The 26,395-nt window shown below is 67.0% G+C and carries 24 protein-coding genes; 7 read left to right on the forward strand and 17 right to left on the reverse strand.

Annotated elements, in window-relative coordinates; all coding sequences use genetic code 11:
* Positions 1 to 200 precede the first annotated feature (200 nt).
* The 3 genes from FGL98_RS13160 to FGL98_RS13170 all read left to right on the forward strand — a co-directional run bounded on the left by FGL98_RS13160 (position 201) and on the right by FGL98_RS13170 (position 3,344).
* Positions 201 to 1,442 carry a saccharopine dehydrogenase family protein gene (locus FGL98_RS13160; protein WP_146317236.1) on the forward strand — a complete coding sequence of 414 codons (1,242 nt, stop codon included), beginning with the start codon at positions 201 to 203 and terminating at the stop codon, positions 1,440 to 1,442.
* Positions 1,443 to 1,636: 194 nt separating this feature from the next.
* Positions 1,637 to 2,131: a DNA glycosylase AlkZ-like family protein gene (locus FGL98_RS13165; protein ID WP_146317237.1), complete on the forward strand. Its 495-nt coding sequence runs from the start codon at positions 1,637 to 1,639 to the stop codon at positions 2,129 to 2,131.
* A 97-nt stretch (positions 2,132 to 2,228) separates the two neighbouring features.
* Complete coding sequence (locus FGL98_RS13170) at positions 2,229 to 3,344, forward strand: tellurite resistance/C4-dicarboxylate transporter family protein (protein WP_146317238.1); 1,116 nt, start codon at positions 2,229 to 2,231, stop codon at positions 3,342 to 3,344.
* On the opposite strand, the gene FGL98_RS13175 is transcribed toward FGL98_RS13170, so the two are convergent.
* The 5 genes from FGL98_RS13175 to FGL98_RS13190 all read right to left on the reverse strand — a co-directional run bounded on the left by FGL98_RS13175 (position 3,333) and on the right by FGL98_RS13190 (position 9,330).
* A complete protein-coding gene (locus FGL98_RS13175) occupies positions 3,333 to 5,237 on the reverse strand; it encodes an acetate--CoA ligase (protein ID WP_146317239.1) in 1,905 nt (634 codons plus the stop codon). The genes FGL98_RS13170 and FGL98_RS13175 overlap by 12 nt on opposite strands.
* Before the next feature lie 638 nt (positions 5,238 to 5,875).
* On the reverse strand, positions 5,876 to 7,315 hold the full coding sequence (locus FGL98_RS13180; RefSeq protein ID WP_146317240.1) for an HNH endonuclease signature motif containing protein: 1,440 nt from the start codon (positions 7,313 to 7,315) through the stop codon (positions 5,876 to 5,878).
* 173 nt (positions 7,316 to 7,488) lie between these two features.
* Positions 7,489 to 8,382 carry an AAA family ATPase gene (locus FGL98_RS13185; RefSeq protein WP_342779979.1) on the reverse strand — a complete coding sequence of 298 codons (894 nt, stop codon included), beginning with the start codon at positions 8,380 to 8,382 and terminating at the stop codon, positions 7,489 to 7,491.
* Between the two features lie 43 nt (positions 8,383 to 8,425).
* Positions 8,426 to 8,662 (reverse strand): AAA family ATPase, encoded by a 237-nt coding sequence (locus tag FGL98_RS26930; protein ID WP_342779980.1) that lies wholly within the window; start codon positions 8,660 to 8,662, stop codon positions 8,426 to 8,428.
* Positions 8,663 to 8,886: 224 nt separating this feature from the next.
* The gene (locus tag FGL98_RS13190; RefSeq protein ID WP_146317241.1) at positions 8,887 to 9,330 is read right to left on the reverse strand and encodes a hypothetical protein; all 444 of its coding nucleotides are present in this window, start codon (positions 9,328 to 9,330) and stop codon (positions 8,887 to 8,889) included.
* Positions 9,331 to 9,554: 224 nt separating this feature from the next.
* On the opposite strand from FGL98_RS13190, the gene FGL98_RS13195 reads away from it, so the two are divergent.
* A complete protein-coding gene (locus FGL98_RS13195) occupies positions 9,555 to 10,658 on the forward strand; it encodes an LOG family protein (protein ID WP_146317242.1) in 1,104 nt (367 codons plus the stop codon).
* Positions 10,659 to 10,668: 10 nt separating this feature from the next.
* Here FGL98_RS13195 and FGL98_RS13200 read toward each other — a convergent pair whose 3' ends face one another.
* The 7 genes from FGL98_RS13200 to pyrH form a co-directional block, all read right to left on the reverse strand.
* Positions 10,669 to 11,163 carry a flavodoxin family protein gene (locus FGL98_RS13200; protein ID WP_146317243.1) on the reverse strand — a complete coding sequence of 165 codons (495 nt, stop codon included), beginning with the start codon at positions 11,161 to 11,163 and terminating at the stop codon, positions 10,669 to 10,671.
* 45 nt (positions 11,164 to 11,208) lie between these two features.
* A complete protein-coding gene (purU, locus tag FGL98_RS13205) occupies positions 11,209 to 12,078 on the reverse strand; it encodes a formyltetrahydrofolate deformylase (protein ID WP_146317244.1) in 870 nt (289 codons plus the stop codon).
* An 80-nt stretch (positions 12,079 to 12,158) separates the two neighbouring features.
* Positions 12,159 to 13,016: a phosphatase PAP2 family protein gene (locus FGL98_RS13210; protein WP_146317245.1), complete on the reverse strand. Its 858-nt coding sequence runs from the start codon at positions 13,014 to 13,016 to the stop codon at positions 12,159 to 12,161.
* Positions 13,017 to 13,184: 168 nt separating this feature from the next.
* Positions 13,185 to 14,348 carry a dual-specificity RNA methyltransferase RlmN gene (gene rlmN, locus FGL98_RS13215; RefSeq protein ID WP_146317246.1) on the reverse strand — a complete coding sequence of 388 codons (1,164 nt, stop codon included), beginning with the start codon at positions 14,346 to 14,348 and terminating at the stop codon, positions 13,185 to 13,187.
* 12 nt (positions 14,349 to 14,360) lie between these two features.
* A complete protein-coding gene (locus FGL98_RS13220) occupies positions 14,361 to 15,260 on the reverse strand; it encodes a phosphatidate cytidylyltransferase (RefSeq protein ID WP_146317247.1) in 900 nt (299 codons plus the stop codon).
* A 13-nt stretch (positions 15,261 to 15,273) separates the two neighbouring features.
* Positions 15,274 to 15,840, reverse strand: a complete 567-nt coding sequence (gene frr, locus FGL98_RS13225; protein WP_146317248.1) for a ribosome recycling factor — start codon at positions 15,838 to 15,840, stop codon at positions 15,274 to 15,276.
* Between the two features lie 116 nt (positions 15,841 to 15,956).
* A complete protein-coding gene (gene pyrH, locus FGL98_RS13230; RefSeq protein WP_146317249.1) occupies positions 15,957 to 16,685 on the reverse strand; it encodes a UMP kinase in 729 nt (242 codons plus the stop codon).
* A gap of 152 nt (positions 16,686 to 16,837) precedes the next feature.
* On the opposite strand from pyrH, the gene FGL98_RS13235 reads away from it, so the two are divergent.
* Positions 16,838 to 18,496, forward strand: coding sequence for an APC family permease (locus tag FGL98_RS13235; protein WP_146317250.1), 1,659 nt, complete (start codon positions 16,838 to 16,840; stop codon positions 18,494 to 18,496).
* A gap of 80 nt (positions 18,497 to 18,576) precedes the next feature.
* Here the strand turns inward: FGL98_RS13235 and acs are convergent, their stop codons facing one another.
* The 4 genes from acs to rpsB form a co-directional block, all read right to left on the reverse strand.
* Positions 18,577 to 20,538, reverse strand: a complete 1,962-nt coding sequence (acs, locus tag FGL98_RS13240) for an acetate--CoA ligase (RefSeq protein WP_146317251.1) — start codon at positions 20,536 to 20,538, stop codon at positions 18,577 to 18,579.
* Positions 20,539 to 20,649: 111 nt separating this feature from the next.
* Positions 20,650 to 21,267, reverse strand: coding sequence for an acetate uptake transporter (locus FGL98_RS13245; protein ID WP_146317252.1), 618 nt, complete (start codon positions 21,265 to 21,267; stop codon positions 20,650 to 20,652).
* A gap of 265 nt (positions 21,268 to 21,532) precedes the next feature.
* The gene (tsf, locus tag FGL98_RS13250; protein WP_146317253.1) at positions 21,533 to 22,360 is read right to left on the reverse strand and encodes a translation elongation factor Ts; all 828 of its coding nucleotides are present in this window, start codon (positions 22,358 to 22,360) and stop codon (positions 21,533 to 21,535) included.
* Positions 22,361 to 22,412: 52 nt separating this feature from the next.
* Complete coding sequence (gene rpsB, locus FGL98_RS13255; RefSeq protein ID WP_146317254.1) at positions 22,413 to 23,381, reverse strand: 30S ribosomal protein S2; 969 nt, start codon at positions 23,379 to 23,381, stop codon at positions 22,413 to 22,415.
* Positions 23,382 to 23,664: 283 nt separating this feature from the next.
* Between rpsB and FGL98_RS13260 the strand changes: the two genes are divergently transcribed.
* Together FGL98_RS13260 and FGL98_RS13265 are read left to right on the forward strand one after the other, a co-directional pair.
* Complete coding sequence (locus FGL98_RS13260) at positions 23,665 to 24,852, forward strand: pyridoxal phosphate-dependent aminotransferase (RefSeq protein WP_146317255.1); 1,188 nt, start codon at positions 23,665 to 23,667, stop codon at positions 24,850 to 24,852.
* A gap of 93 nt (positions 24,853 to 24,945) precedes the next feature.
* Entirely contained in the window at positions 24,946 to 25,452 is a 507-nt protein-coding gene (locus tag FGL98_RS13265; protein WP_146317256.1) for a M23 family metallopeptidase, read from the forward strand.
* A 28-nt stretch (positions 25,453 to 25,480) separates the two neighbouring features.
* On the opposite strand, the gene FGL98_RS13270 is transcribed toward FGL98_RS13265, so the two are convergent.
* Positions 25,481 to 26,380 (reverse strand): DUF3152 domain-containing protein, encoded by a 900-nt coding sequence (locus tag FGL98_RS13270; RefSeq protein ID WP_146317257.1) that lies wholly within the window; start codon positions 26,378 to 26,380, stop codon positions 25,481 to 25,483.
* Positions 26,381 to 26,395: the final 15 nt, after the last annotated feature.

The following is a 26,395-nucleotide window of genomic DNA, read 5'->3' on the forward strand; positions in this document are numbered from 1 at the left end:
ACCGCGGCGACCCCGTCATCCAACTCGCCCCACCACTGATCATCGGACAACCCGAGTTCGACGAGATCGAACAAAAACTACGCAGCGTCCTCACGCAGGCCTGGTCCCGGCTCTAGCACCAGCGCTGTCCAGGATCGGGTAGCCGCCGGCGGGAAGCCCACCCTTGGGCTCCTTCAGGGGACGCCCACTAGGGTCTGGCTATGACAGATCGTGACCTCGACATCGTGCTGTTCGGCGCCACCGGTTTCGTGGGCGCCCTCACCGCCAAGCACCTGGCCGGCCATGCGCCCACAGGGCTGCGCATCGCGCTCGCCGGACGCAACCGAGCCCGCCTGGAGCAGGTGCGCTCCGGTCTCGGTGAGAGTGCTCGCAACTGGCCCCTGCTCGTTGCCGATGCGACCGATGCGGAGTCTCTGCGAGCGCTCGCCGAGCGTGCGCAGGTCGTGGTGACCACCGTGGGTCCGTATGCCGCGCACGGCCTTCCCCTCGTCGAGGCCTGCGCCCGCGCGGGCGCCGACTATGTCGACCTGACCGGTGAAGTCCTCTTCGTGCGCAAGTCGATCGACCTCTTCGACGCGATCGCCCGCGACACCGGCGCCCGGATCGTCCACAGCTGCGGATTCGACTCCATCCCGTCCGATCTTGCGGTCTTCAATGCCGCTGGACAGGCCGCGCTCGATGGTGCCGGTGAGCTCGCGGAGACGGTGCTGCTGGCCACGCTCAAGGGCGGGTTCAGCGGTGGCACCATCGCATCCGCGATGCTGCAGGCCGACGAGGTGCGGTCCGACCGCACCGCGCGCCGCGCGGCCGCCGACACGTTCGCGCTGTCGCCGGACCGGGCCGATGAGCCAACCGGTGAGCACCGCGACACGCTCACCGTGGCCTACGACCAGTATCGGCACACCTGGGTCGCACCGTTTGTCATGGCGTCGTTCAACACCCGCGTCGTGCGCCGAAGCAACGCGCTGCTGAATCACCGCTACGGCCAGTCGTTCCGCTACCGCGAAGTCATGCGCACCGGTGACGGACTGAAGGGGCGTGCCACCGCTCAGGCGGTGCGTGCGGCCCTCGTTGGTGGGTTCACCGCCATCGCCGCGCCCTTCGCGCGACCCGTGGTCAACAAGGTTCTCCCGAAGGCGGGTGAGGGACCCAGCCCCGAGAAACTGGACGCTGGATTCTTCACGATGGATGTGCGCGCCGAGACGACCACTGGCGCGGTGTACCGATCCGTTGTCTCAGCGCAAGGCGACCCTGGATACAAGGCAACCGCAGTCATGCTCGGCGAAAGCGCCCTGACTCTCGCGGTTGACCGTGCGGCTCTGCCGAAGCTACCCCAGGGCGCAGCGGGAGGTGTCCTCACCCCGGCAGTCGCGCTCGGTGACGCCCTCTCCAGTCGCCTGCGCAGTAACGGGTTCACCATCACGGTGGCCAGCGAGAGCTGACACGGTGGGCACGGCTGCGCCGCTTGGCCGCCTCCGACTCGTCGCGCAAGCGCCTGGTCGGCGAGCGATGCCCGACGGCCGCGCATACCTCATCATCCGGCTCGCGGTGGGCGCAGTGACCTGCCTCGGCCCGATGATCGGCGAGCAGCAGGCGTTCGTCCTCTGCGACGACTGGGTGACGGGATGACGGGCCCGTGGAGCTGGAGCCTGACGCCGCCATCGCCAACTGGGCGATCAGCTACTTCCGGTCCCACGGGCCCGCCACCCTCAGGGACTTGCTGTGGTGGACCGGCCTGCGCCACAAGGATGTCCAGCCCCTATGGGATGACATCACCGGATCGCTGGAGAGGCTTGTCGTCGACGGCGTGGACTACTACCTTGACCCGGCCACGCTGCCGCAGTGTGAGGCACTGAGCAGGGCCACCACGGATCCCCTGCTCACCGTGGCTTTCGACGAGATCTTGCTTGGCTTTCAGGCCCGGTCGGCAGTGCTGCATCCCGATCATTTCGAGGCAGTGGTGCCTGGCCGAAACGGCATGTTCCGCCCGGTGGTCATCGATGGCGGCCGCGCCATTGGCACCTGGTCACGCGATCGGCATACCGGAATGACGGTCGATCCGTTCCACGGCGTGGTCAGTGGCAAGGTCGCTCGCGCCCTGCCTCGACTGGCTCGTAACCCGCCCGGGTGAGCCCCGGGCACCCGCGCCACCTGCTCGCCGGCGCTCGCGCGGGCGACATCGGCGCTACGTCCCCACTGCCCGGTCCAGACGTTCTAGTGTGAGCAAGGTGAACGCTGCGAGCAGGAGCGCACCGAGCGTCGAGGCGGCCGGCCGGCCGCAGTCGGCCGCATACAGGCTGATCCGCGACCTCAGCATTGCCGAGTTTGCCTTTGTCATGGCGACGGGCATCATTTCGGCAGGGCTGTGGACGATCCATGCCGACCTGATCTCCCGGATCCTGCTGGTCATCAGCGTGGCCGCCTACGTCTTTTTGGGTGCGGTCCACCTGATGCGGATCATCTGGTGGCTGCCACGCATTCTCTCGGAGATCGTCGGGCCCAACGGGTTCAGCTTCATCACATTCACCGCGGCCTCCAATGTGCTCTCCGCTCGCTTCAGTCTCGCCGATCACACCACCACCGCGTCGATCCTGCTGGTCATCGGCGTTACGTCGTGGATCGTCCTCGGCTATGGCGTCCCGCTCGGCATGATCGCCCATGCGAAGCGGCATACGACGCTGGACCCTGTCAACGGCACCTGGTTCATTTGGATCGTCGGCACCCAGTCCGTCGCCGTCGCCGCAGCCAGCCTCGCCGATGCATTCCACAACTACCCTCTCGAGGCCTTCGCCGGCATCTGCTGGGCCATCGGGCTGATCCAGTATCTGTTGCTTGCCGCGGTCGAGTTTGCCCGGCTCTTGTTGCGCCGCATCCGTCCGAGCGAGTCCATCGCGCCTTATTGGGTATTCATGGGCGCTGCTGCGATCACCATCTTCGCCGGTGCTCACCTTCTCCAGCTGAGGCAGGTCGAGCACCTCATCCTTCCGGATGTCGTGGAGAGCCTCTCGATGATCATGTGGTCATTCGCGACCTGGTTGATCCCACTGCTCCTGGCTCTCTGCATCTGGCGCACGTTTAAGCGGCATCGGCAGATCGAGTACCGCACCGAGTGGTGGGCCATCGTCTTCCCCGTCGGCATGTATGGCGTTGCCAGCCGCGAGCTCGGTCTGGTCAACCACGAGCACTGGCTGATCGATCTGGGCTCCTGGGACGCGTGGCTCGCGCTCGGCGTCTGGACGGCGGTCGTGCTGATGCTCATTGTGCACGAGCAGCACATCCGCTGGGCGCGCCGCATCCGTCGTGGCGTGCCCGACCGACCCGCGAATGGACCGTCAGCTGCGTAGCACCTCGGCGAGATCGTCGAGCACCGACGGATCCTCGATGGTGCTTGGTGTCGCCGGCGACTCACCATCCGCGACCTGCCGCATCGTGCGCCGCAGGATCTTGCCAGACCTCGTCTTGGGCAGGGCCACGACCACGTCCACCCGCTGCAACGACGCGATGGCGCCAACCTGCCGACGGACCAGATCCAGCAACTCCTCCCGCACGACCTGCTCATCAACCTGTGCGGCATCGCCGGTTGACTTGAGGACGACCAGACCTCGCGGGACCTGACCCTTCACCGGGTCCGCGACCCCGATCACGGCACACTCGGCAACCGCGGGGTGCTCGGCGATGGCCGCCTCCAAGGCACCGGTCGACAGCCGATGCCCGGCAACGTTGATGACATCGTCCGTGCGGCCCATCACGAAGACGTAGCCGTCGTCGTCGCGGTACCCACCATCACCCGAGAGGTAGTAGCCCTCGAACGCGGACAGGTACGACGCGCGGTATCGCTCGTCATCGCCCCAGAGGGTCGTCAAGGTGCCCGGCGGCAGCGGCAGCCGAACGCACACGGCGCCCTCCTGGCCGGCCTCGGCCGGCCGCCCTTGATCGTCCAGCACCTGCACGTCATACCCCGGAACAGGCATCGTCGCCGAGCCCGGCTTGATCGGCATCTGCTGCAGCCCCACGAGGTTCGCTGCTATGGGCCAGCCGGTCTCGGTCTGCCACCAGTTGTCGACGACGGGCACGCCGAGCCGGTCGGTGGCCCACTGCCAGGTGTCCGGGTCGAGGCGTTCGCCGGCAAGGAAGAGCGAGCGCAGCCGCGACAGGTCGCGTCCCGCCAGCAGCGTGCCGTCGGGGTCTTCCTTCTTGATGGCCCGAAATGCCGTTGGTGCCGTGAACATCGCTGCTGCGCCGTAGCTCTCAACCACTCGCCAGAATGCCGAGGCGTCCGGCGTGCCGACCGGTTTGCCCTCGTAGAGCACCGTTGTGCAGCCCGTCAGCAGCGGCGCGTAGACGATGTAGGAGTGCCCGACCACCCAGCCCACATCCGACGCAGTGAACCACACCTCTCCCGGCTGCAGACCGAATACGTTGGTCATCGACCAGCGCAGTGCAACCGCGTGACCGCCGTTGTCCCGCACGATCCCCTTCGGATGCCCAGTCGTGCCCGAGGTGTAGAGAATGTAGAGCGGGTCCGTGGCGGCGACGGGCACACAACCGGCCGGGGCCACCGTCCCCGGGCGCATCGCGCTCGCCCAGTCGATGTCCCGTTCGCCCATGTCCGCCTCGGCCTGCGGGCGCTGCACCACGACCACGTACTCGGGCCGATGCCGTGCCTGCCGGATCGCGTCGTCCACGAGTGGCTTGTAGGGAACGACCCGGCTGCGCTCGACACCGCACGACGCCGTGATCACCACCTTCGGCCGGGCATCATCGATACGCGCGGCGAGCTCGGCGGGAGCAAAGCCGCCGAAGACCACCGAGTGCACCGCGCCGATGCGCGCACACGCCAGCATGCTGATGACCGCCTCCGGGATCATCGGCAGGTAGATGACGACTCGGTCACCCTTCTCGACCCCGAGGTTCTGCAGGATGCCCGCTGCGCGCCCGACCAGGTCCAGCAGCTCGGCATACGTGAAGGTCGCCCGGGTGTCGGTCACCGGGCTGTCATAGATCAGCGCCGTCTGATCGGCACGGCCGCCTATGACGTGGCGATCGAGCGCATTAAAGCAAGTGTTGAGCCGCGCATCCGGGAACCAGCGGTAGAACGGCGGATTGGCATCGTCCAGGGCGCGTCTCGGAGGATTGATCCAGTCGATGTCGCGAGCCGCGTCGAGCCAGAAACCTTCCGGGTCGCTGAGGCTGCGGTCGTATGCCGCCTGGTACCGGCCGGATGCACCATCACTCATGTCGACATCCTGGCACGCCCCGTCAACGCTCGGAACCGGATCGATGCACTCGCCCGGACGTGAGATCGATCTCCAACAGATCTGGTAGCCGGAGCTTCGACCAGAACACGGATGGATCGCCGATATCGGCGACGCCACTGAGCCACACCGTGATCGCCATTCCGCGTGACGCAAGGACAGCCGGGCGCCCGGTTGTCACAGCATCTCTGACGGCCGCAGAAAGCGATCCCGGACTGCACGGTGGGGCTCCCAGCCATCGTGCTGCCGCCATCTACGTCGGTGCGACGCGACCGGAAGCCCCCATCCAACGGCTCATCCCGTGCGACCTCCACCAAACTTCTGTCCCGCCGGACCGCGCTGGCCCCATCAGGCGACACCATCTCCACAGCCTTGGGCTCTGTACTCGAGACCAGGAGCGCGTCGTCTGGCAATCGCAAGCACAACTCACGCGCCGCGGTCGGCCCGTCGTCCGAGAGACGCCATTCATAGGGAGGGCATTCCGCTCGCACCTCCGGGATCGAGCGCCGCACGATCAGCACAGTGCTCGCGCCATAAGCACGGTCCGTCACACACCGGTCGTAGGGTCTGGCCGTAGGCAGCGATGGGCGCACTGGCTCCTTGAGACTTGTGGCCGCGGGTTAGGCGGTGTCGGCGAGGGTGCCCGGTGGTTCTTTCGGCATCTGGCCCGGGGCGAGGTCCCACGTCACTCCCGTGACCGAGACTCGGGCCATGTATCCCTTGGCGTGCACGACGTGATGATGTCGGCTGCACAGGAGTGTTCCGTTGTCCTTGAGGGTCTGACCACCGGCCCACCACGGGATGACATGGTGCGCCTCGCACCACCCCGGCGGCCTGTCGCAGCCAGGGAAGGAACAGTGCTTGTCTCGAACGATGATCGCCGTCCGCACGGCCCCGGTGAACAACCGCTCCTGCCGGCCCACATCCAGTGGCTGCCCGTCACTGCCGAGCACCACCGGGATGAGGTCCGCGCTGCAAGCCAACCGGCGGGCGGTCGCCGCGTCCAGCACCTGCCCGGTGGCCGTCACCGCGAAACCCCCGTTCCCGAGCCGCCGCAACAGGGCGTCCAGGCCCATCGTGACAATCACCTTCGCCGTCGACCGCATCGCATCCGCATCGGTGCACCGGGCGGCCGCCCCGACGATCTCCACCAGCGCGTCCGCACGCCGCTTACCCGGCGTCCGCGAGTCACGGACCTTCTCCCCCGTGGCCGGATCCTTGGTCGGCTGCGGCACGGACAGCGCCGTGATCGCCTCGATGACCTCCGCGGCATGTGCCGGCGAGAGCACCGCGACCAACTCGAAGAGACCGCTGGCCAGCTCCGTCCAGCTCAACGACTCCGCCCGCTGCGCCTTCTCCTCATCGGCCGGGGCCTGATCCTCACCGAACTCGGCGATGATCCGCTTGGTCAACCCCCGCAGATCCGCCCGCGTGAACCCCGGCTCGATCACCTGCAGGTAATAACCCAACACCTCATCCCGGGCCGCGTCCGGCAACGCCACCATCGCCTTGGGAACCTCCCGGACCACCGTCACCAGCATCGTGGCGCTCAGGTCGCCCGCAACGAATGCCGCACGCAACCGCGCATTCTCCGGCCGATTGACCGCCTCCGCAGCCGCCGTGATCCGGCTCGCCTCCCCCGGCTCCAAGAACCTCGCGCGGTCCAGCAACCACTGCCGCGCACCACCACTGTCAGACCCGGCCACCACCCCACGGCCGATCGCGTCAGCCAGCAGCAGCACCAACGATCGTTCCGCCTCTTGGCGTGCTCTCAGCAACTCCCGCGCCGCACCGTCCAAATCCGTGTCGCACAGCTGCCCACACGCATCCCCCACCCCGCGCATCGCGACCGGCGCCTCTCGCACAACAGACAGCGCCGCCACACCCGCACCCGGCGAGACATCTGACCCGGCCCCCGCCGGCACACCCGCCAGACCTCCCGAACCCTCCGGCACCGCGTACCCGGACAGATCCACCGGCACCGGCAGACCCCCAAACCCCGGACCATCCGACCCGGGCACATAACCCGAGATCCGCCGATCGTCCTGGTTGAAGTCCATGCTCTATCGTAACTTTGTTCGAACCCAAATTCAAGAGCCAACCATGAGAGTTTGCCGAATACCACGCTATGGCAGCACCTTCCGAAAACAAGTGGACAACTCGCGGCTCGACGGTCACAACTCACGGGTCGATCGGAACAACTCGCGGGTCGGTGGGGGTGAGCTCTCGACGGCTAGCGACGGCCCCAATCCCAGCCAGGGGTGGTCAGCAACCCCAGCCCCGGCACCCGCGTCTCACCGAGGTCTTTCACGAGCTCGATCTCGACGGCCTCGCCGGCCTCCCGTTCGTCGAGTCCGCGATCGGTCAGCAGGTCGATCAGGGCCCGCGAGTGCGACACGAAGACGGTCTGGGTGCGCTCCGAAACCTCTCGGATGAGCCTGGCTAGTGCCGGCAGCAGGTCCGGATGCAACGAGGTCTCCGGCTCGTTCAATACCATGAGCGCAGGCGGCCGCATCGTGAGCAGCGCCGCGATCCACAGCAGGTAGCGCAGGGTGCCGTCGGACAGCTCGGCCGACCGCAGCGGACGAAGCATCCCCGGCTGCCGCAGCTCCAGCTCGAAGAGGCCACCTGTGGACGTCACCTGCAGGGTCGCACCGTCGAAAGCGTCGGCGATGACGCGTTCGAGACGCCGGGGATCTTCCTCATGGATGGTCTGCAGGGCGGCCGCCAGGTCACTGCCGTCGTCGGCGAGCACCGGCGTCCTCGTGCCCACCTGCGGACGTCGTGCAGGCGCATCGAGGTCGGTGCGAAAGCCGTCATAGAAGCGCCAGGACCTGATCTGCTCGCGCACCGCGAAGATCTCTGGTGCGCGCACCGGATCGGCAAGCTCGGTCAGCATGCTCCGGTAGGTGGGCAACCGCTCGGTGAGGGTCTCCCACTGCCGTGCTGCCACAGCTGCCTGAACCGCCGCCTGTCGCCGTCGCACCAGAGTCGAGGCAGGACGCATCACTGCACCGGTGAAGACGACCTCCCGCTTGATCTCGGGGTCGCGCGCGAAGGCTGACGTGGTCGGCTGCGGCAGCCCAAGGTCTACGAGGTAGCCCAGGTCGTCGGAGGCAAAGCCCATCCGCAGACTGATCGGACCCCGCCGGGTGATGCCTTCGATCGCCTCACCGCCGGGCTCCGCTCAGCGACGCCGGTCCGGCCCACAGCGCGGACGTCAGGCCGCCCTCTCGCGCCAGGGCCCCGACCACCGCGCCCCGGCCGCAGTCGGCCAGCAGCCGCAACGCGCGATACAAGGACGTCTTGCCGCTGCCGTTGGCACCGGTCACCACAGTGAGCGGCCCCAGCGGCACAACCACGTCGCGCAGCGAGCGATACCCGGAGACTGCCAGCGTTGTCAGCACGTCCACACCGTATGCGGCAGGCCCGACAGTCCCGGCGTTGCAGCGACTCGACAAGGGATCGGGGTCTCGATACGGCTCGCGCTTCGCGCTCGCCTACTCGACCACCGGAAAACCGCCGCGCGCTCGCCCACTCGACCACCGGAGGACGGATACCGAAAGCTCGGTGATGTGCGGTGACCGACGTCCCCCGAAGGCGCCGGTCACCGCACACCACTACCTACTGGTCAGCCGCACTCCCCGTGCAGCCCCAGCTGATGGCGGACCGTGCTCGAGACCGCTCCGCAGCCGACCTCATAGCTGCCGAGGGATGTTACGGTCCACGCCGACCCCACCCGGTGCAGGAGCACCTGCGCGGGGTCCGTACGGCCGTCGCGCGGCGTCGCGACGGCGCCGGCCCACGAGCCGTGGAGGCGAATGGCGCTCACCGTCACGTCCGATGCCGGCACATCGCCAAGCAGCCGGCTGTGCAGGACCGCCGCCGTGATCGCCTTGTTCGTCGACACGGAGCGGGCACTGGATCCAGGCACGCCGGTCGCCGAGACGTGTGCGACGCGCGCAATGGGCGCATTTGAGGTATGTGGGGTGGCACTCGCCATGCCCGGCACCAGGGCCGTTCCGACGGCCGCCGCCATCACCGCAAGCGTCGTCCCGATAGCCATGCGCTTCATCCAGTGCTCCTTCTCAATCCGGCGCAAAATGCGCCCCCGAGTGTGTCGCCCCTCCGGCCGACACCAGGAAGACTCCCGAGATGCCCGGGAGGTTGGCACCGGCGCGGTGTCGTCACCGGATCGTGACCTTCTACCGCCGTCGAAGCGTGCGGGGAGATCTGCTGCATCGGACAGACAATCGCATCGGACGGACAGTCCATAACCCCGCAGTGCAGGATGGACGAATGATGCATCCGGAGATCGCCACTCTTGCCGAGCTCGATCGAGCTCTCACGGATGGGCGCTCGCTCCGGGGACTCCGCCTGCAGGATCTCGACCTGCGCGGGCGCGAGGGCGAACTGCTTGCGCACCGGAAGATCGAGGGTCTGGTCGTCCTGGGTGGCCGCCTGTCGCCCGCACTGGATGCGCATCTGCGCGCCGAGGGGGCGCTGATCTTTCCAACAGATCCTGGGCTACCGGTCAACCCCTACCGCGCTCACCTCTATCGGCCGACCGAGCTCTATAACGGCCTGGTCGAGTCCGGTTATGCAGCAACCCCGGACGCACATGCATACGCGTGGTCCCAGGACCCGGATCGGCGGCGGGACGCCTACGCGACACTGATCACGGCGATCCACGACGACTCGATCCTTGACGCCCTCGATGAGCTCGTGGTCCGTCGGTCCGTCGTCGGTGTCATGGGTGGGCATGCCGAGCGGCGCGGGACCACGCAGTATGCGCGGGCGGCGCACCTCGGTCTGCGACTCGCCGACCGGGGGTTTCTCGTGGCGACCGGCGGCGGTCCCGGATCGATGGAAGCGACCAATCTCGGTGCCTTCACCACGAACTCGGCAGATCTCGACCACGCCCTGACTCAGCTGGCGCGGGCGCCCGAATTCGCCGACGGCATCGACGGCTGGGCGTTGCCCGCCCTGCGTCTGCATCATGAGTTGGCCACCGATCCGCGCACCTCGACGCGCAGCCTGGGGGTGCCAACCTGGTTCTACGGGCACGAACCGCCCAACCTGTTCGGCCATTGGATTGCCAAGTTCTTCAGCAACGCCATCCGCGAGGACATCCTCCTGGCTCGATGCGACGCCGGCATCATTGTGCTGCCGGGAGCCGCGGGGACGGTCCAGGAGATCTTCCAGACTGCGACGCACCTCTACTACGGGAGGTCGACCCGCCAACCGCCCCTCGTGCTGGTCGGGCACGAGCACTGGACGACCACCATCCCGGCGTGGGATGTGCTGCAGCGCCTCGCCGACGGTCGCGCGATGTCCTCGGCCATCCACCTGGTCGACACCGTGGACGATGCGCTCGACGTGGTCGGCGACCCGGTCGACTAGGACCGGTCGATCAGCCCTCGGCGACAAGGGCGGCGATCGTCGCGCCCAGTTCGTATGCCGAGGCGAGCGACTTCTCGTCGAGGTCACCCATGACGTCGAGCACGTCGTAACCCTGCGCCCACTGCAGCGCACCCGTGATGGACAGCACGGCACGCACCGCACCCGTGGTGTCGTAGCGACCGTGCACGTACAAGCCGAACGGTCGCTTGGCCGTCACACCGGCCGACTCGTCCGCCGCACCACCTGCCGACAGCGACCCGCCGACCTGTAGGAAGGTCGAGTCGAAGAAGTGCTTCAGCGCGCCACTCATGTATCCGAAGTTCGCCGGAGTCCCCAGCACGTAGCCGTCCGATGCCAGGACGTCGGCTGCGGTGGTCTCCAATGCCTGCCGCTCGAGCACGTCCACGCCCTCGATGGCGTCGTCACGCGTGCCCGCCAGCACGGCCTCGGTGAGGCGGCGCATACCGGCGGTCGGTGAGTGATGCACGACGAGCAGCTGGGCCATTCGCCCACCATAGACCTACGCGAATCGGTCAGGACTCCAGCGAGATCAGTCGAAGACAATCGTGCGTCGGCCCCTTAAGACCACTCGATGCTCCACGTGCCACCGCACCGCCCGCGCCAGCGCCATGGCCTCCAGCTCCTCACCGGCGGTGGCGAGCTGCGCGGGCGACATCCGGTGATCCACGCGGCGGAAGTCCTGCTCGATGATCGGGCCCTCGTCAAGATCTGCGGTGACATAGTGCGCGGTCGCACCGATCACCTTGACTCCACGTTCGTGAGCCTGCCGATAAGGCCCGGCCCCCTTGAAGCTCGGCAGCAGCGAGTGGTGGATGTTGATGACCTGCCCCGCCATCTGCCGACACACCGCCGGAGACAGGATCTGCATGTAGCGCGCGAGGACTACTGTGTCCAGACGCTGTTCGCCGATGATCCGTAGCATCTGCGTCTCCGCGGCATCCTTCGTCGACGCGGAGACGGGCACGTGATGGAAGGGGACACCGTGCCACCGCACGATGTCCTCCAGATCCGGATGGTTCGAGACGACCGCGCCGATCTCGGCGTTCAGCTGCCCCGACTGCACGCGAAAGAGCAGATCCCGCAGGCAGTGCGGCGCCTTGGACACCATCACCAGCAGTCGGGCACGCTGCGCGGCATCATGCACCTGCACGTCCATGTCGTAGGTCGCGCGCGGGCCCTCCATCGCAGCCCGCAGCTCATCGACGCTGAGCGCGTCCCCCTCTCGCACCAGGTGCATCCGCAGGTGGAACTGCCCTGAGGTGGTGTCGGCGAACTGCTGGCTGTCCGCGATCGTGAGCTGATGCTCAAGAACCACACCGGTGAGTGCGTGCACGATGCCGCGGCGCTCCGGGCACGAGACGGTCAGCACGAACTCGCGTCCCGGACCCGATGGGTTCACGGTGCTCTCCTACGTGTCATCCGTGCATGGCGGCGAGCGCCATACATTGCCTTGGGCCAACCGTAGCGCCGGCGAAGTGGTCAACCCACGGGGCCATGACCATCCTTCGTGACCGCCGGACCGGGCACCGGCGTCGCATCTACGAGCGACACAACGGTCGGCGGGCGGTTCGCCTTCGCGCGCCACGCCGACCACATCCTTCGCAGGCCGACCTGACCCCACGCGGCCGCCACCAGGATCAGCACCGCCACGATCCCGTCGAGCCACCAGTGGTTGGCGGTCGACACGACGACGAAAACAGTTGCCACCGGGTAGAGCAGCGCAAGGAACCGCCATCGGCTGCCACTCACTCGCACGACGTACCAGCCGATGAGTACCGCCCACAGGACGTGCACCGACGGCATTGCCGACAGCTCATCGACATTGAGACCCGCACCATAGACCGACTGCCCGTAGCGCGCGGCGGTGTCGACGTACCCGGGTAGCAGCCGAGGCGGCGCGACCGGCAGGAACGCCACCAGCAGGCACACGCCCGTGCTGACTGCCATCGTCGTACGGACCGCCGGATACCTGTCGCGATGCCTGAAGAACAGCCACAGCAGGAAGATGCCCATCCCGTTGAAGTGCGCCATCGCGTAGTACAGGTTCTCGGCACGCACGAGGTCCGGGTGCCCGAGGACAAGGTGTTGCATCCAGTGCTCGGAGGGCAGCCGTAGCGTGTGCTGGAACCGCTCGATCCACCGTGCCCGAGCGAACGCGTCCGCCGCGCCCGAGCGCGAGATCAGCTGCGCCAGCTGCCAGGCCGCGAAGAGGCCGGCAAGGATGCTGATCTCCAACAGAATCGCGGCCACACGACGCAGCCGTCGGCGCAGCACCACTGACGAGGCGATGGCAACCAGGCAGACGGTCAACGCCTGCTGCCAGGAGAGCAAGCCCACGCGCGCCTCCTCGGTATGCCGCTTTAGTGTCTCAGGGTGGTTTTTTCCGGGGTCCCCGCGAAGTATCGCAGCGAGCTTGCGAGCGAAGAACTTCGTGGGGTGGTCTTTTCCGGGGTCCCCGCGAAGTATCGCAGCGAGCTTGCGAGCGAAGAACTTCGTGGGGTGGATTTAGGCCGTGGAGGCGGCGAGCTGGCCGCAGGCCCCATCGATGTCCGAGCCGCGCGTGTCGCGGATCGTCGTGGGAATGCCGTGTGCTCGCAGCCGCTCGACGAACTGCTGCTCGACGCCCTTGCGGGAGGCGGTCCACTTCGAGCCCGGTGTGGGGTTGAGCGGGATCGGGTTGACGTGCACCCAGCCCTTGCCTCGGGCCCGGAGCTTCTCGCCCAGCAGGTCCGCGCGCCAGGCCTGGTCGTTCATGTCACGGATCAGCGCGTACTCGATCGACACGCGACGACCGGTCGTGTCGTAGTAGCGGTAGGCGGCGTCAAGCGCCTCGTCGACCGTCCATCGGGTATTGATCGGCACCAACTCATTGCGCAGCTCGTCGTCCGGGGCGTGCAGGGAGAGCGCCAGCGTCACGGGCAGGCCCTCGGCGGCGAACTTGTCGATCGCCGGCACCAGGCCGACGGTCGACATGGTCAGGCCGCGAGCGCTCATACCCAGGCCTCCCGGCGCCGGGTCGACCAACCGGTGGATGGCGTTGATCGCCTGTCGGTAGTTCGCCAGCGCCTCACCCATGCCCATGAAGACGACGTTGGACACCCGCAAGGGCGTCTGCCGGTCCGCGTCGTCCAGGCCGGCGATCTCCCCGGAGCGCAGCATCCGGGCCCCGGCCACGACCTGCTCGACGATCTCGGCGGTCGACAGATTGCGGGTCAGCCCCTCCTGGCCGGTCGCACAGAACGGGCAGTTCATCCCGCAGCCGGCCTGGCTGGAGATGCACATCGTCACGCGGCCCGGGTAGCGCATCAGCACCGACTCGACGAGCGCTCCGTCGAAGAGCCGCCAGACCTGCTTGATCGTCTGCCCGTTGTCGGCCACCAGCGAGCGGACACTGGTGAGCAGCTGCGGCAACATCGCACCGACCAGCCCCTCACGCTCGGCCTTGGGCAAGTCCGTCATCTCGTCCGGGTCGGTGACCAGGTGCTCGAAGTAGTGCGTGGACAGCTGCTTTGCGCGAAAACCCTTGTATCCCAGCTCTTGCACGGCGGCCGCGCGACCGGCCACATCGAGGTCGGCAAGGTGCTGCGGCGGCTTGCCCCGGCGGGGGGCCGTGAACGTCAGCTTCCCCGGCTCGGGGTGCGTCGTAGGATCGGGCAGGTTGGTCGGCACGAGTCTTTCCTGTCAGGAGATGGGAACGAAGGCGGTGAGCACCGCCCAGACGACGGGGGCGGCCAGCAGCAGGGAGTCCAGCCGGTCCATCAGCCCGCCATGGCCAGGGATCAGGTTGCCCATGTCCTTGATGCCGAGATCACGTTTGATCATCGACTCGCACAGGTCGCCGATGGTTGCCGCCAGCACCACGAGCGAACCGAGAATGGCTCCGATCCACCAGTGTCCGTGCAGGACCAGGCTGACCGTGAGCGCACCGGCCACCACGCACCACAGCACCGAACCCGCGAAACCCTCCCACGACTTCTTCGGCGACACGCTGGGGGCCATCGGGTGCTTCCCGGCGATCACCCCGAACAGGTATCCCCCGATGTCGCTGGAAATCGTCACGACGATGAACACGACAATGCGCCCCGGACCGTCCGACGCGTGCAGCATCAGCATCGCGAACGACACGAGAGTCGGCACGTACAACGTGACCAACACGGCACCGGACAGGTCTTTGACCGCCTCCGCGGGCGCGCCGAACGAGCACCAGACCAGCAGAATCAGCAACGCACCGACAACGCACGCGGACAGCGCCTGCGGGCCCCAGATGTAGGCGATGATCGGCAGCCCCGCGGCCGCCGCCATGGTCGGGATGGCCGGCGGGTGGATCCCCCCGTGCCCCATCGCGCGCAGCAACTCGTAGACCCCGATGACCGAGGCCAGGGTCGCCACGACGATGAACAGTTCTTTGCGAGTGAACAGCGACACCAGCACCAGGGCGCCGAGCAGCACCCCGGTGCCTATCGCGGCATACAGGTTGCGGCCGGCTCGAGGTGTCGGGTTGGACTTGTCCGCCGGGGCCGGCGGGTCGCCGTGCTGGCGGGCCTTGCGGGCAGCGCGGCGGGAGGTGGGTGGTTCGGACATGGTGACGGACTGCTCAGACCTCAAGCAGGTCGGTCTCCTTGGCCTTCAGCACGCTGTCGATGGTCTCGACGTGCTGGCGGGTGAGCGTCTCGAGCTCCTTCTCGGCCCGGCTCCCCTCGTCCTCGCCGACGTCGCCGTCCTTCACGTGCCGGTCGATCTCTTCCTTCGCCTTCCGGCGCACGTTGCGGATCGACACCTTGGCATCCTCCGCCTTCGTGCGCGCCAGCTTGATGTAGTCCCGCCGGCGCTCCTCGGTCAGCTGCGGCAGGATGATCCGGATGACATTGCCGTCGTTGCTGGGGTTGACTCCGAGGTCCGACTCACGCAAGGCCTTTTCGATCGCCGTGATCGACCCCTTGTCGAAGGGCTGCACCAGCACCGTGCGCGCCTCGGGCGTCTGGAATGATGCGAGCTGCTGCAACGGAGTCGGCGCGCCGTAGTAGTCCACGTTCACCTTGTTGAACATCGCGGCATTCGCGCGGCCGGTGCGAATCGACGCGAAGTCCTCCTTGGCGACCTCGAGGGCCTTTTCCATCTTCTCCTCGGCCTCGAGGAGACTGTCGTCGATACTGCCGTCCATCGTTGCTCGGCTCCCTATGTCGTGATGGGTGTGATCCAGTGCCTACTCGGTGAGGCCAACCCGGGGTCCCAGCGAAGTATCGAGCGAGGAACGAGCGAGAACTTCGCTGGGTGGGTCTAAACCGTCACCAGTGTTCCGATCTTCTCACCTTGCAGCGCCCGGGTGATATTTCCTTCACCTTCCATGCCGAAGACCACCATCGGCAGCTTGTTCTCCCCGCACAGTGCAAAGGCCGTCTGGTCCATGACGCGCAGGCCCTTCTCGACCGCCTCGTCGTAGTGCAGCACATCAATCTTCGTGGCGGTCGGGTCGGTCTTCGGATCCGCTGTGTACACACCGTCGACGCCGCTCTTGGCGACCATCACCACGTCGCACTTGTTCTCCAGTGCCCGCTGGACGGCCACGGTGTCGGTGGAGAAGAACGGCATACCCATGCCCGCGCCGAAGATGACCACGCGGCCCTTCTCCATGTGCCGGATCGCGCGGCGCGGGATGTAGGGCTCGGCCACCTGTCCCATGGTGATGGCGGTCTGGACCCGCGTGTCGACGCCCTCCTTCTCCAGGAAGTCCTGCAGGGCGAGGCAGTTCATCACGATTCCGAGCATGCCCATGTAGTCGGCACGAACCCGGTCCATCCCCTTTTGCTGCAGCTCCGCTCCGCGGAAGAAGTTACCGCCCCCGATGACGATGGCGATCTGCACGCCGCTGCGTGCCGCGGCGGCGATCTGCCGCGCCATACCGCGCACCACGTCGGGATCGAGACCGACCTCGCCTCCCCCAAACACCTCGCCGGAGAGCTTGAGGAGCACCCGCTGTGGATTCTGCGTGGTTGTGGGGTAGCTCATCTGGCCTCCCGGCAATGGGCGCGTACGGCGGTCGGTAAATCCTTCCACAACCGGATCCGCCCCTCGACTGTGGGGTCGGCCCGGGTGCTCGTCGGAAATCCTCACGGGTCTCGACTCCCCATCCGCCGCTACTGCTGCCATACGTTGTTCGGATGGACAGTTCTACGACTCGCGCCCGAGATGTCGCCGGCGAGGACGCAAAGCTTCGCAAGAGCCTGGGCTACTGGTCCCTGCTGGCGATGGGAGTCGGCAGCGTCATCGGATCGGGCTGGCTCTTCTCCGCGATGTACGCCGCGCAGACAGCCGGTCCCGCATCGCTGATCGCCTGGGTCATCGGCGGCGCGCTGATGCTGATGATCGCGCTGGTCTTCGCCGAGCTGGGGATGGTGCGCCCCGAGTCCGGTGGGCTGGTGCGCTACCCGCTCTACTCCAACGGCAAGCTCGCGGCGACTGTGGTCGGCCTGGCGATGTGGCTCTCCTATGTCGGCAACCCACCCTCTGAGGCGTCCGGTGTGGTGCAGTATGCCTCCGCCTGGCTCGGCGGCGTCTATGACACCAAGGCCGAGAAGCTGACGCACTGGGGGATCCTGCTCGCCATCGTCCTGATGGCGGGCTTCGTCGTGCTGAACTACTTCGGCGTCCGACTCTTCGCCGAGTCGAACAACATCGTCACGGCCATCAAGATCATCATCCCGACGATCACGGTGATACTCCTGATCGTCAGCGGGTTCGACCACCAGCACGGTGCGGGTGGTTCCGCCAATTTCACCGGCCACGGGGGTTTTGCGCCAGAGGGGTACGGCGCGGCGCTGGGTGCCATCGCCTCGGCCGGGATGATCTTCGCCTACACCGGGTTCCGCAACATCATCGAGCTGTCGGGCGAGGCAAAGAACCCGCGCAAGGACATCCCCCGGGCCCTGGTCACGACCATCGTCTTCACGATCCTCCTGTACATCGCGTTGCAGATTGCCTTCCTGGCCGCCACGCCGGCGGACCTGCTCGCCAAGAGTGGCTGGTCGGGCATCAACTTCGACTCCCCGTATGCCGACCTGGCCAAGCTGCTCGGGTTCAGCTGGCTCTACTGGCTGCTCATCGCCGACTCCTCGCTGTCCCCTTCGGGATCCGGCATCGTCTACACGGCGTCCAACGGGCGCAACGTGTTCGGCCTGGCCAAGAACGGGCTGTTCCCCACCGCGGTGATGAAGATCCACCAGGGTTCGGGCATACCGCGCCGGGCACTGCTGCTCAACTTCGTCGTCGGGATCTGCTTCCTGCTGCCGCTGCCGAGCTGGCACGAGATCGTCGGCGTCATGAGCACCATGGCCGCCTTCACCTTCTCGATCGGTTCCATCACACTGCTCACCTTCCGTGCGGTCGGTCTGGGCAGCGAGCGGACACGCCTGAAGGGCATGGAGATCATCGCCCCACTGGCCTTCATCGTCAGCTCGCTGGTGATCTTCTGGTCGACTTGGCCGGACCTGAAGAAGACGATCCCGGTCGTCGTGATCGCCGTCGTCTGGTATGCCGTCCTGCACATCCGGGGAAACCTCGGGATGGACGAGATCCGCGGCGGTGGCTGGCTGGTCGTCTATCTCGCGGCGATGTATGTCATGTCCTACATCGGCTCCTTCGGCGGCCAGGACTGGATCACCGCGCCCTGGGACACCATCGTCGCCGCCGCCATTGCGATCGGCTGCTACGTCTGGGGACTGCGTGAGGGTGTGACCTACATGACGGCGCACCCGGAGATCGTCGAAAGCCTGCAGGCCCACGCCGGCGACGAGGAGGCCCCCGAAGTGAGCGTCGCGTAGGCGAGCCTCACCGCATACGACAGAAGGCTGGGGTGCACCGAAAATCGGTGCATCCCAGCCTCTTTCTGCCCAGCGGCCGACTAGCCCTCGCTGTCCTTCGCACCGGCGAGGTTGGCCTGGATGAGATCCATGACCGACGAGTCGGCGAGGGTGGTGGAGTCGCCGGGCTCACGCTTCTCGGCGATGTCCTTCAGCAGCCGCCGCATGATCTTGCCCGACCGGGTCTTGGGCAGGTCGGGCACGACCATGATCGACCGAGGCTTGGCGATCGCGCCGATCTGGTCGGCGACGTGGTCACGCAGCTGCTTGACGACGTCCTCACCGCCGCCGTGCGCACTCTCGCGCAGGATGACGAACGCCTCGATCGACTGTCCCGTGAGCGCGTCCGCCGCGCCCACCACGGCCGCTTCCGCAACGGCCGGGTGAGACACCAGTGCCGACTCGATCTCGGTGGTGGAGAGCCGGTGACCGGAGACGTTCATGACGTCGTCGACCCGTCCCAGGAGCCAGAAGTCGCCGTCCTCGTCCAGCTTGGCCCCGTCACCGCTGAAGTACACACCCGGGAACCGCGACCAGTAGGTGTTCTTGTACCGATCGTCGTCACCCCACAGCGACCGCAGCATCGCCGGCCACGGCTCGGTCACGACCAGGTATCCCGCGCCGCCCTTGTCCACCGGCTTGCCGGCCTCGTCGTAGACCGCCGCGACCACTCCGGGCAGCGGGGTCATCGCCGACCCCGGCTTACCCGCGGTGACTCCGGGCAGCGGGCTGATCAGGATCATCCCGTTCTCGGTCTGCCACCAGGTGTCGACCACCGGGCATCGGTCGTTGCCGATGTTCTTGCGGTACCACATGTACGCCTCGGGGTTGATCGGCTCGCCGACCGACCCGATGAGGCGCAGCGACGACAGGTCGAACTTGGCGGGGATCTGCTCGCCCCACTTCATGAACATCCGGATCGCGGTCGGCGCGCAGTAGAGGATCGTCACCTTGTACTTCTGAATGATCTCCCACCACCGGCCCTGGTGCGGAGTGTCCGGCGTGCCCTCGTACATCACAGACGTCGTGGCGTTCGCCAACGGGCCATAGACGATGTAGGAGTGGCCGGTCACCCACCCGATGTCCGCGGCCGTCCAGTAGACGTCCTTGTCGGCCTTCAGGTCGAAGACCGCCCAGTGGGTGTAGGACACTCCGACCATGTACCCACCGGTGGTGTGCAGGACGCCCTTCGGCTTTCCGGTGGTGCCACTGGAGTACATGACGTAGAGCGGGTGCTCGGCGTCGAAGAACTCGCACTTGTGCGTGGTGGGCTGCTTGCTCACCAGGTCGTGCCACCACAGGTCCCGCTCGTCGTTCCAGGCCACCTCTTGGCCGGTGCGGCACACGACCAGCACCTTGCGGACCGCCGGACAGTTCTCCATTGCCTTGTCCACGGTGGGCTTCAGCGCTGACGGCTTGCCCTTGCGGTTCGCGCCGTCCGCGGTGATCACCACCTCCACGCCGCAGTCCTGGACCCGGTCCTGGATCGCCTGGGAGGAGTATCCCGCGAAGATCACCGTGTGCGGCGCACCCAGCCGAGCGCACGCCAGCATCGCCACGACCGTCTCGGGGATCATCGGCATGTAGATCGCGACCCGGTCGCCGGTCTTCACCCCCAGCTCGATCAAAGCGTTCGCGGCCTGACACACCCGACCCAGCAGATCGGCATACGTGATGTCCTCGGACTCACCGTTCTCGGCCTCGAAGTGGTAGGCGACCCGGTCGCCAAGGCCCGCCTCGACGTGCCGATCCACACAGTTGTATGCCGCGTTCAACTTGCCGCCGACAAACCACTTCGAGTGCGGGGCATCGGACCAGTCGAGCACCTCGGTGAACGGCTCCGCCCAGCTGATTCGCTCAGCCTGCTTGCCCCAGAACCCAATTCGGTCCTCTTTCGCGTCCGCGTAGGCCTGTGCGGTCAGGTTCGCGTTCGCCGCCAGCTCAGGCGGCGGCGCAAAGGTCCGCGTCTCATGGGACAGGTTCGACAACTCCGGCTCAACCATCATTTCCTCCTACAAGGAACCGTTTCGTTCGCGGCGGGCGCCGTGCCCCGCATCGCGGTACTTCCATTCTCGCCCAAGGGCATCCTGGGCGAACGTGCACCCACGGATTGCTCACCGGGCAAGCGGGCCGACCGGCAGCAGGGTCTTCTTGAAGGTGGAGTTCGTGACGATCGCGAAGGACGCGTACCACGCGGCGATCGCCGTCAGGATACCCAGGTAGCCCCCGACATGCGTGACCCCGTTGCTCGTCCAGAACTCTCCAGCCGCAAGGAAGAAGTAGGTGATCGTCAGGAGCACGAACACAGCCAGCACCGCCATGCTCTCTCGCAGCGCGGCCACCGTCATGTAGAGCGTGAAGATCCCCCACGCGAGCAGGTACAGCCCAAGGCCCTGATTCACGGCCGTGCCGGCACCACTGAGATCGGTGTGCCCGGTGAGATACCAGAACGACAACCAGAAGGCGCCATATGAGCAGAACGCGGTGGCGCCAAACGTGTTGCCCTTGGCGAACTCCCAGATGCCGGCGGCGAACTGGGCGAGCCCACCGTAGGCAAACGCGAGCCCGAAGACGACCGGTTCAACTTTTGCCGGCACGATCCCGGCGTTGACAACGCTGAGCACAAAGGTCGTGAGGGCGAAACCGCCGAGACCCAGTGCAGCCGGGTTGGCAATATGACTTCCCGGCGCGGGTCTTTCAACCTCGTGTTCCGGCCGTTGAACTTCTGACATGACCATCTCCTTTGAGAGTCCGTCACCCGCCGGACGTGCAGCCGGCTAAGCGTTCCTCACTTCTCAGGATATGGCTTGCCGCACGCCCCCGGGGGAGTTCGTTGAAATCGCACGGACACCCTGTCTCGCCTGTCGACGCCGCGACTGCGGTGCCCGGCGTAGTGCCGAGTTCGGGAACGACATGAGCACCAAAAACCATCGAGTGGCGGAGACTGCCCGCCACTCGATGGTTCGCCCCGCCACGTGGCGGGTCAGATGTGCTTGGTCAGACGCCGACCTTGAAGCGGGCGAAGCCGGTCACGCTTGCGCCGGCCTCCTCCGCCACCTTCGCGACGCTCTTCTTCGGGTCCTTCGCGAACGGCTGGTCCAGCAGAGCGTTGTCCTTGAAGTAGGCGTTGACGCGGCCCTCGATGATCTTGGGCATGGCCTGCTCGGGCTTGCCCTCCTCCTTCGCGGTGGCCTCGGCAACACGCCGCTCGTTCGCGACCGTCTCGGGGTCGATCTCGTCCCGGCTCAGCACGGTGGGGCTGAACGCCGCGACGTGCATCGCGACGTCTCGCGCCACTTGCTCGTCCCCGCCCTTGACCGAGACGAGCACGCCGATCTGCGCCGGCAGGTCCGGGCTGGTCTTGTGCAAGTAGGAGACGACGGTCTCGCCCTCGAGACGCGCGACGCGCTTGAGCACGATCTTCTCGCCGATCGTCGCGTTCGCCTCGTCGATGACCTCTTGGACCGTCTTGCCGTCCAGGTCGCTGCTCAGCAGCTGCTCCGCATCGGTCGCCTTGACGGTGGCGGCCTGCTCCAGCACCTGCTGGGCGAGCGCGACGAACGGATCACCCTTGGCGACGAAGTCGGTCTCGCAGTTGATTTCGATCAGTGTGCCGACACCCGGCTCGACCTTGGCAACAACCAGGCCGTTGGACGCCGAGCGCCCCTCGCGCTTGGTGACGCCCTTTTGGCCCTTGACTCGCAGCACCTCGGCGGCCTTCGTCTGGTCGCCATCGGTCTCGTCGAGAGCCTTCTTCACGTCGAGCATGCCTGCGCCGGTCTTCGCGCGCAGTTCCTTGATGTCAGCGGCGGTGTAGTTCGCCATGTGTGTCCTTCGCTCCTTAGCGACTTCTAGAATGCGGTAACCGAGGGCCTGATCAGGCGCCGGCAGTCTCGTCGGTCGCGGGCTGGTCGTCGGCCACGGCAACCTCGGGGGCAGCGGCAGCAGATTCGGGGGCCACCTCGGTGGCCTCGGTCTCTGGTGCCGGCTGCGCTGCGGCGTCGGCCGTCGCGGTCGCATCGTCGGCGGTCGGGCTCGGTGTGGCCACGTTCTCGGTCGGCGCGGCGGCGCCGTCGGACGCAAGCAGCTCGCGCTCCCACTCGGCCATCGGCTCGTTCTCGGCGGCACCCTCGGCGGTGTCACCGGACTTGGATTGCGAGCGGGCGATCAGGCCTGCGGCGACGGCGTCGGCGACCACGCGGGTCAGCAGGGTGACCGAACGAATCGCATCGTCGTTGCCCGGGATCTTGTAGTCGACCTCGTCGGGGTCGCAGTTGGTGTCCAGGATCGCGATGACCGGGATGTTCAGCTTGCGTGCCTCGGTGACGGCCAGGTGCTCCTTCTTGGTGTCCACGATCCACACCGCCGACGGCACCTTGGCCATGTCACGGATGCCGCCGAGGCTGCGCTCCAGCTTGGTCTTCTCGCGATTCATCACGAGGAGCTCCTTCTTGGTGCGCCCAGAGCCCGCGACGTCGTCGTAGTCGACCTCCTCGAGCTCCTTCAGACGGGCCAGACGCTTGCTCACGGTGTTGAAGTTGGTGAGCATGCCACCGAGCCAACGGTGGTTGACGTACGGCATACCAACCCGCATCGCCTGCTCGGCGATGGACTCCTGCGCCTGCTTCTTGGTGCCGACGAAGAGGATCGTGCCTCCGTGGGCGACGGTCTGCGAGATGAACTCGTAGGCCTCGTTCAGGTAGGTCAGCGACTGCTGCAGGTCGATGATGTAGATACCGTTGCGCTCGGTCATGATGAAGCGCTTCATCTTGGGGTTCCAGCGCCGGGTCTGGTGCCCGAAGTGGACGCCGCTCTCGAGGAGCTGACGCATTGTGACGACGGCCATGCCGAGGTCCTTTCATAGAGGTTTCCAGTTGTCTTCGCCACCTGGCGTGTGCCGGGTGGCAAACCTGGTGTCCCGACGTGCCCGAACCGGCCTGGTCTCCCAGCCCGGACTGTGCAGGCCCGCCCCGCTCCACGAGGATCGGAAAAGGACACGCGAATTCGACCCGCACATACGGGTCGTGCCTCCAGTCTACGCAAAATCCCGGCCCGGACGGTAATCGGCGGATTGGGCCTGCCCCGCCACACCGATCCGCGAACCGAGGGCGGTCACTACGGTGTCAGGTATGAGTGCCTCGACGTCCTCCCCCAGCCCCGTCCTCGTCACCCGGATGCGAGACTTCGGACCAACGATCTTCGACGAGATGTCGGCGCTCGCCCGGCGCACCGGTGCGATCAACCTCGGGCAGGGCTTCCCCGACACCGACGGCCCCGCCGAAATCCTCGAAGCGGCGCGCGATGCCATCTCCAGCGGCTACAACCAGTACTCGCCATTGCAGGGCTACCCGGAGCTGCGCGAGGCGATCGCCGAGCACCAGGCGCGCTTCTACGGCATCGACCTGGATCCCGACCGTGAGGTCCTGGTCACCGTGGGTGCCACCGAGGCCATCACCACGACCGTTCTGGCCCTGTGCGAGCCGGGAGACGAGGTCGTCACGTTCGAGCCCTACTACGACTCGTATGCCGCGGCGATCGCCCTGGCCGGCGCGAAGCGCCGCACGAGCGTGCTGCGCTTTCCGGACTACGCGGTCGACGAGACATCACTGCGCGCGGCCTTCAGCGAGCGGACCCGCCTGGTTCTGCTGAATACGCCGCACAACCCCACCGGCAAGGTCTTCACGCGCGCCGAGCTGGAGCTGGTTGCCGCCCTCGCACGCGAGTACGACGCGTGGGTGGTGACCGATGAGGTCTACGAGCACCTGACCTTCGACGGGGTGCGGCACCTGCCGATGGCCGGCCTGCCGGGCATGGCCCACCGCACCATCACGATCAGCTCGGGCGGGAAGACGTTCTCCACCACCGGGTGGAAGGTCGGCTGGCTCAGCGGCCCGGAGCATCTGGTGACCGCCGCGCGCGCCGTCAAGCAATACCTGTCGTATGTCGGCAGCGGACCGTTCCAGCCCGCCATCGCCAAGGCGCTGCGGCTCGGTGACGACTACTACGAGCAGTTCCGCGCCGGGATGCAGGCCAAGCGGGACCTCCTGGTGCGCAGCCTGCAGGAGACCGGGCTGGTGGTGCAGCGCCCCGCGGGCACGTACTTCGTGCTCGCGGACGTTGCTCCGCTCGGCGCGACGGACGCGGTCGACTTCTGCTGGCAGATGCCGGAACTCTGCGGTGTCGTGGGCGTGCCGGTGTCGGTCTTCCATGACGACAAGGAGGCCGCGCGCACCCTGGTGCGGTTCGCCTTCTGCAAGCAGGACGACATCATGCGCGAGGCGGTGCGTCGGCTCGGCACGTTGCAGATCGCGCCGTGACCGCCTTCCACAGCCCCTCCCGCGCACCGGTGAGATCCACCGTCGAGTCGATACATCGACTGAGCACGCGCCGATGGCCCGCAGACTCGACCCATGTACCAGATTGTTCGCCACGCCAGCGCGGCGGTCCTGACGGTGCTCACCGTGGCCGTCGGTGCCTCCCCACCGGCGGGCACGGCGCCCGGGCACGGGTATGTCTGGCCGCTCACCCCGCAGCCGCAGGTCGTGCGCGGGTTCGAGCCACCACCGCAGCCCTGGGCCGCCGGCCACCGCGGCGCGGACCTTCTGGGCGAGGCCGGACAGGTCGTGCATGCCGCCGGCCCAGGGACGGTGTCGTTCAGCGGTGCCATCGCCGGCGTCGGCGTAGTGTCGGTGACGCACCCGAATGGCTGGCGCACCACCTACGAGCCCGTTGACGATCGAGCTGCGACCGGAACGAAAGTCGCTGCGGGTGCACGGATCGGCGCGCTGGCGAGCGCGGGAAGTCACTGCGCACCACGCTCCTGCCTGCACTGGGGTCTGCTGGTCGCGGCCGACACCTACCGCGACCCGTTGACTCTGCTGGAGGATCGACGGCCGATCCTGCTCCCGCTGGGGTGACGACCGCCGCTTTGATCGGCGATGGAGCCTACTTCGTCGCCGCCCTCATGGCCCGGGCCGCCTGCGAGGGGGTCATCGGCCAGAACCATGCGGTGCACCCGTGCAGACCCATCGACTGCTCCTGCATGACCGGCGCCGGCGCGCCCTGCTTCGAGCAGGTCTGGTGCATGTGACCCAGTCCGTGCCCGACCTCGTGGTTGATGAGGTACTCGCGGTAGCCGATGAGATTGCCCTTGAAGGAGGGCACCGCATCCGCCCATCGTCGATAGTTCAGCACGGCCCGTCCGCCGTTGAAGCAGGACCAGGTGCTGTCGGTATTCGCGGGCGCGCAAAGCTTGTCGGTCATCTGCGGGCTGGCGACCGTGATGTACACCTGAGGCTTGGTGCCGGCCTTCACCTGCTGCGGCGTCACCTGCACGAACCGCACCTGGTCGACGCTCTGCCAGCCTCGCGGGTCGAGCAGCACACTGCCCACCGTCTTGGCGATGTCGCTGGAGTTCGCGCCCATTCCCTTCTCCACCTGCAGGCTGTAGGTCACCAAACGCCCCTTGGCAGTCGATGCCGGGCCGGGAACCAGCACCCTGGTGAACGTGCCGCTGCCGTGACTGGGCACCTTCACGGGTGCAACCGTCGTGCCCGCGGGCTCAGTTGAGGAAGGGGGTGCGGGCTTGGAACTGGGGCTCGGGGTGCCGCCCGGCCCACGCGTTGACGGAGCGGGCGTCGCGGAGCCGGTTGGCGCGGTGGCGGTTGGCGCGGTGGTGTGCGATGACGTCGCCGCCGGCCGCGGCCCGGCTGCTGCCGCACCGCTCTGGCGCACATAGCTGATCATGGCGCTGGACAGGGCGAGCAGCGTGACTGCGCCGACGACGGTGCGCCGCAGTCTCACCTCACGCGACGTGGCCGGGGTGGGGCGGTGGGACGGCGGCATAGCTCCTCTTTCAGG

The organism is Leekyejoonella antrihumi (genome assembly GCF_007845645.1).
GTDB lineage: Bacteria > Actinomycetota > Actinomycetes > Actinomycetales > Dermatophilaceae > Leekyejoonella > Leekyejoonella antrihumi.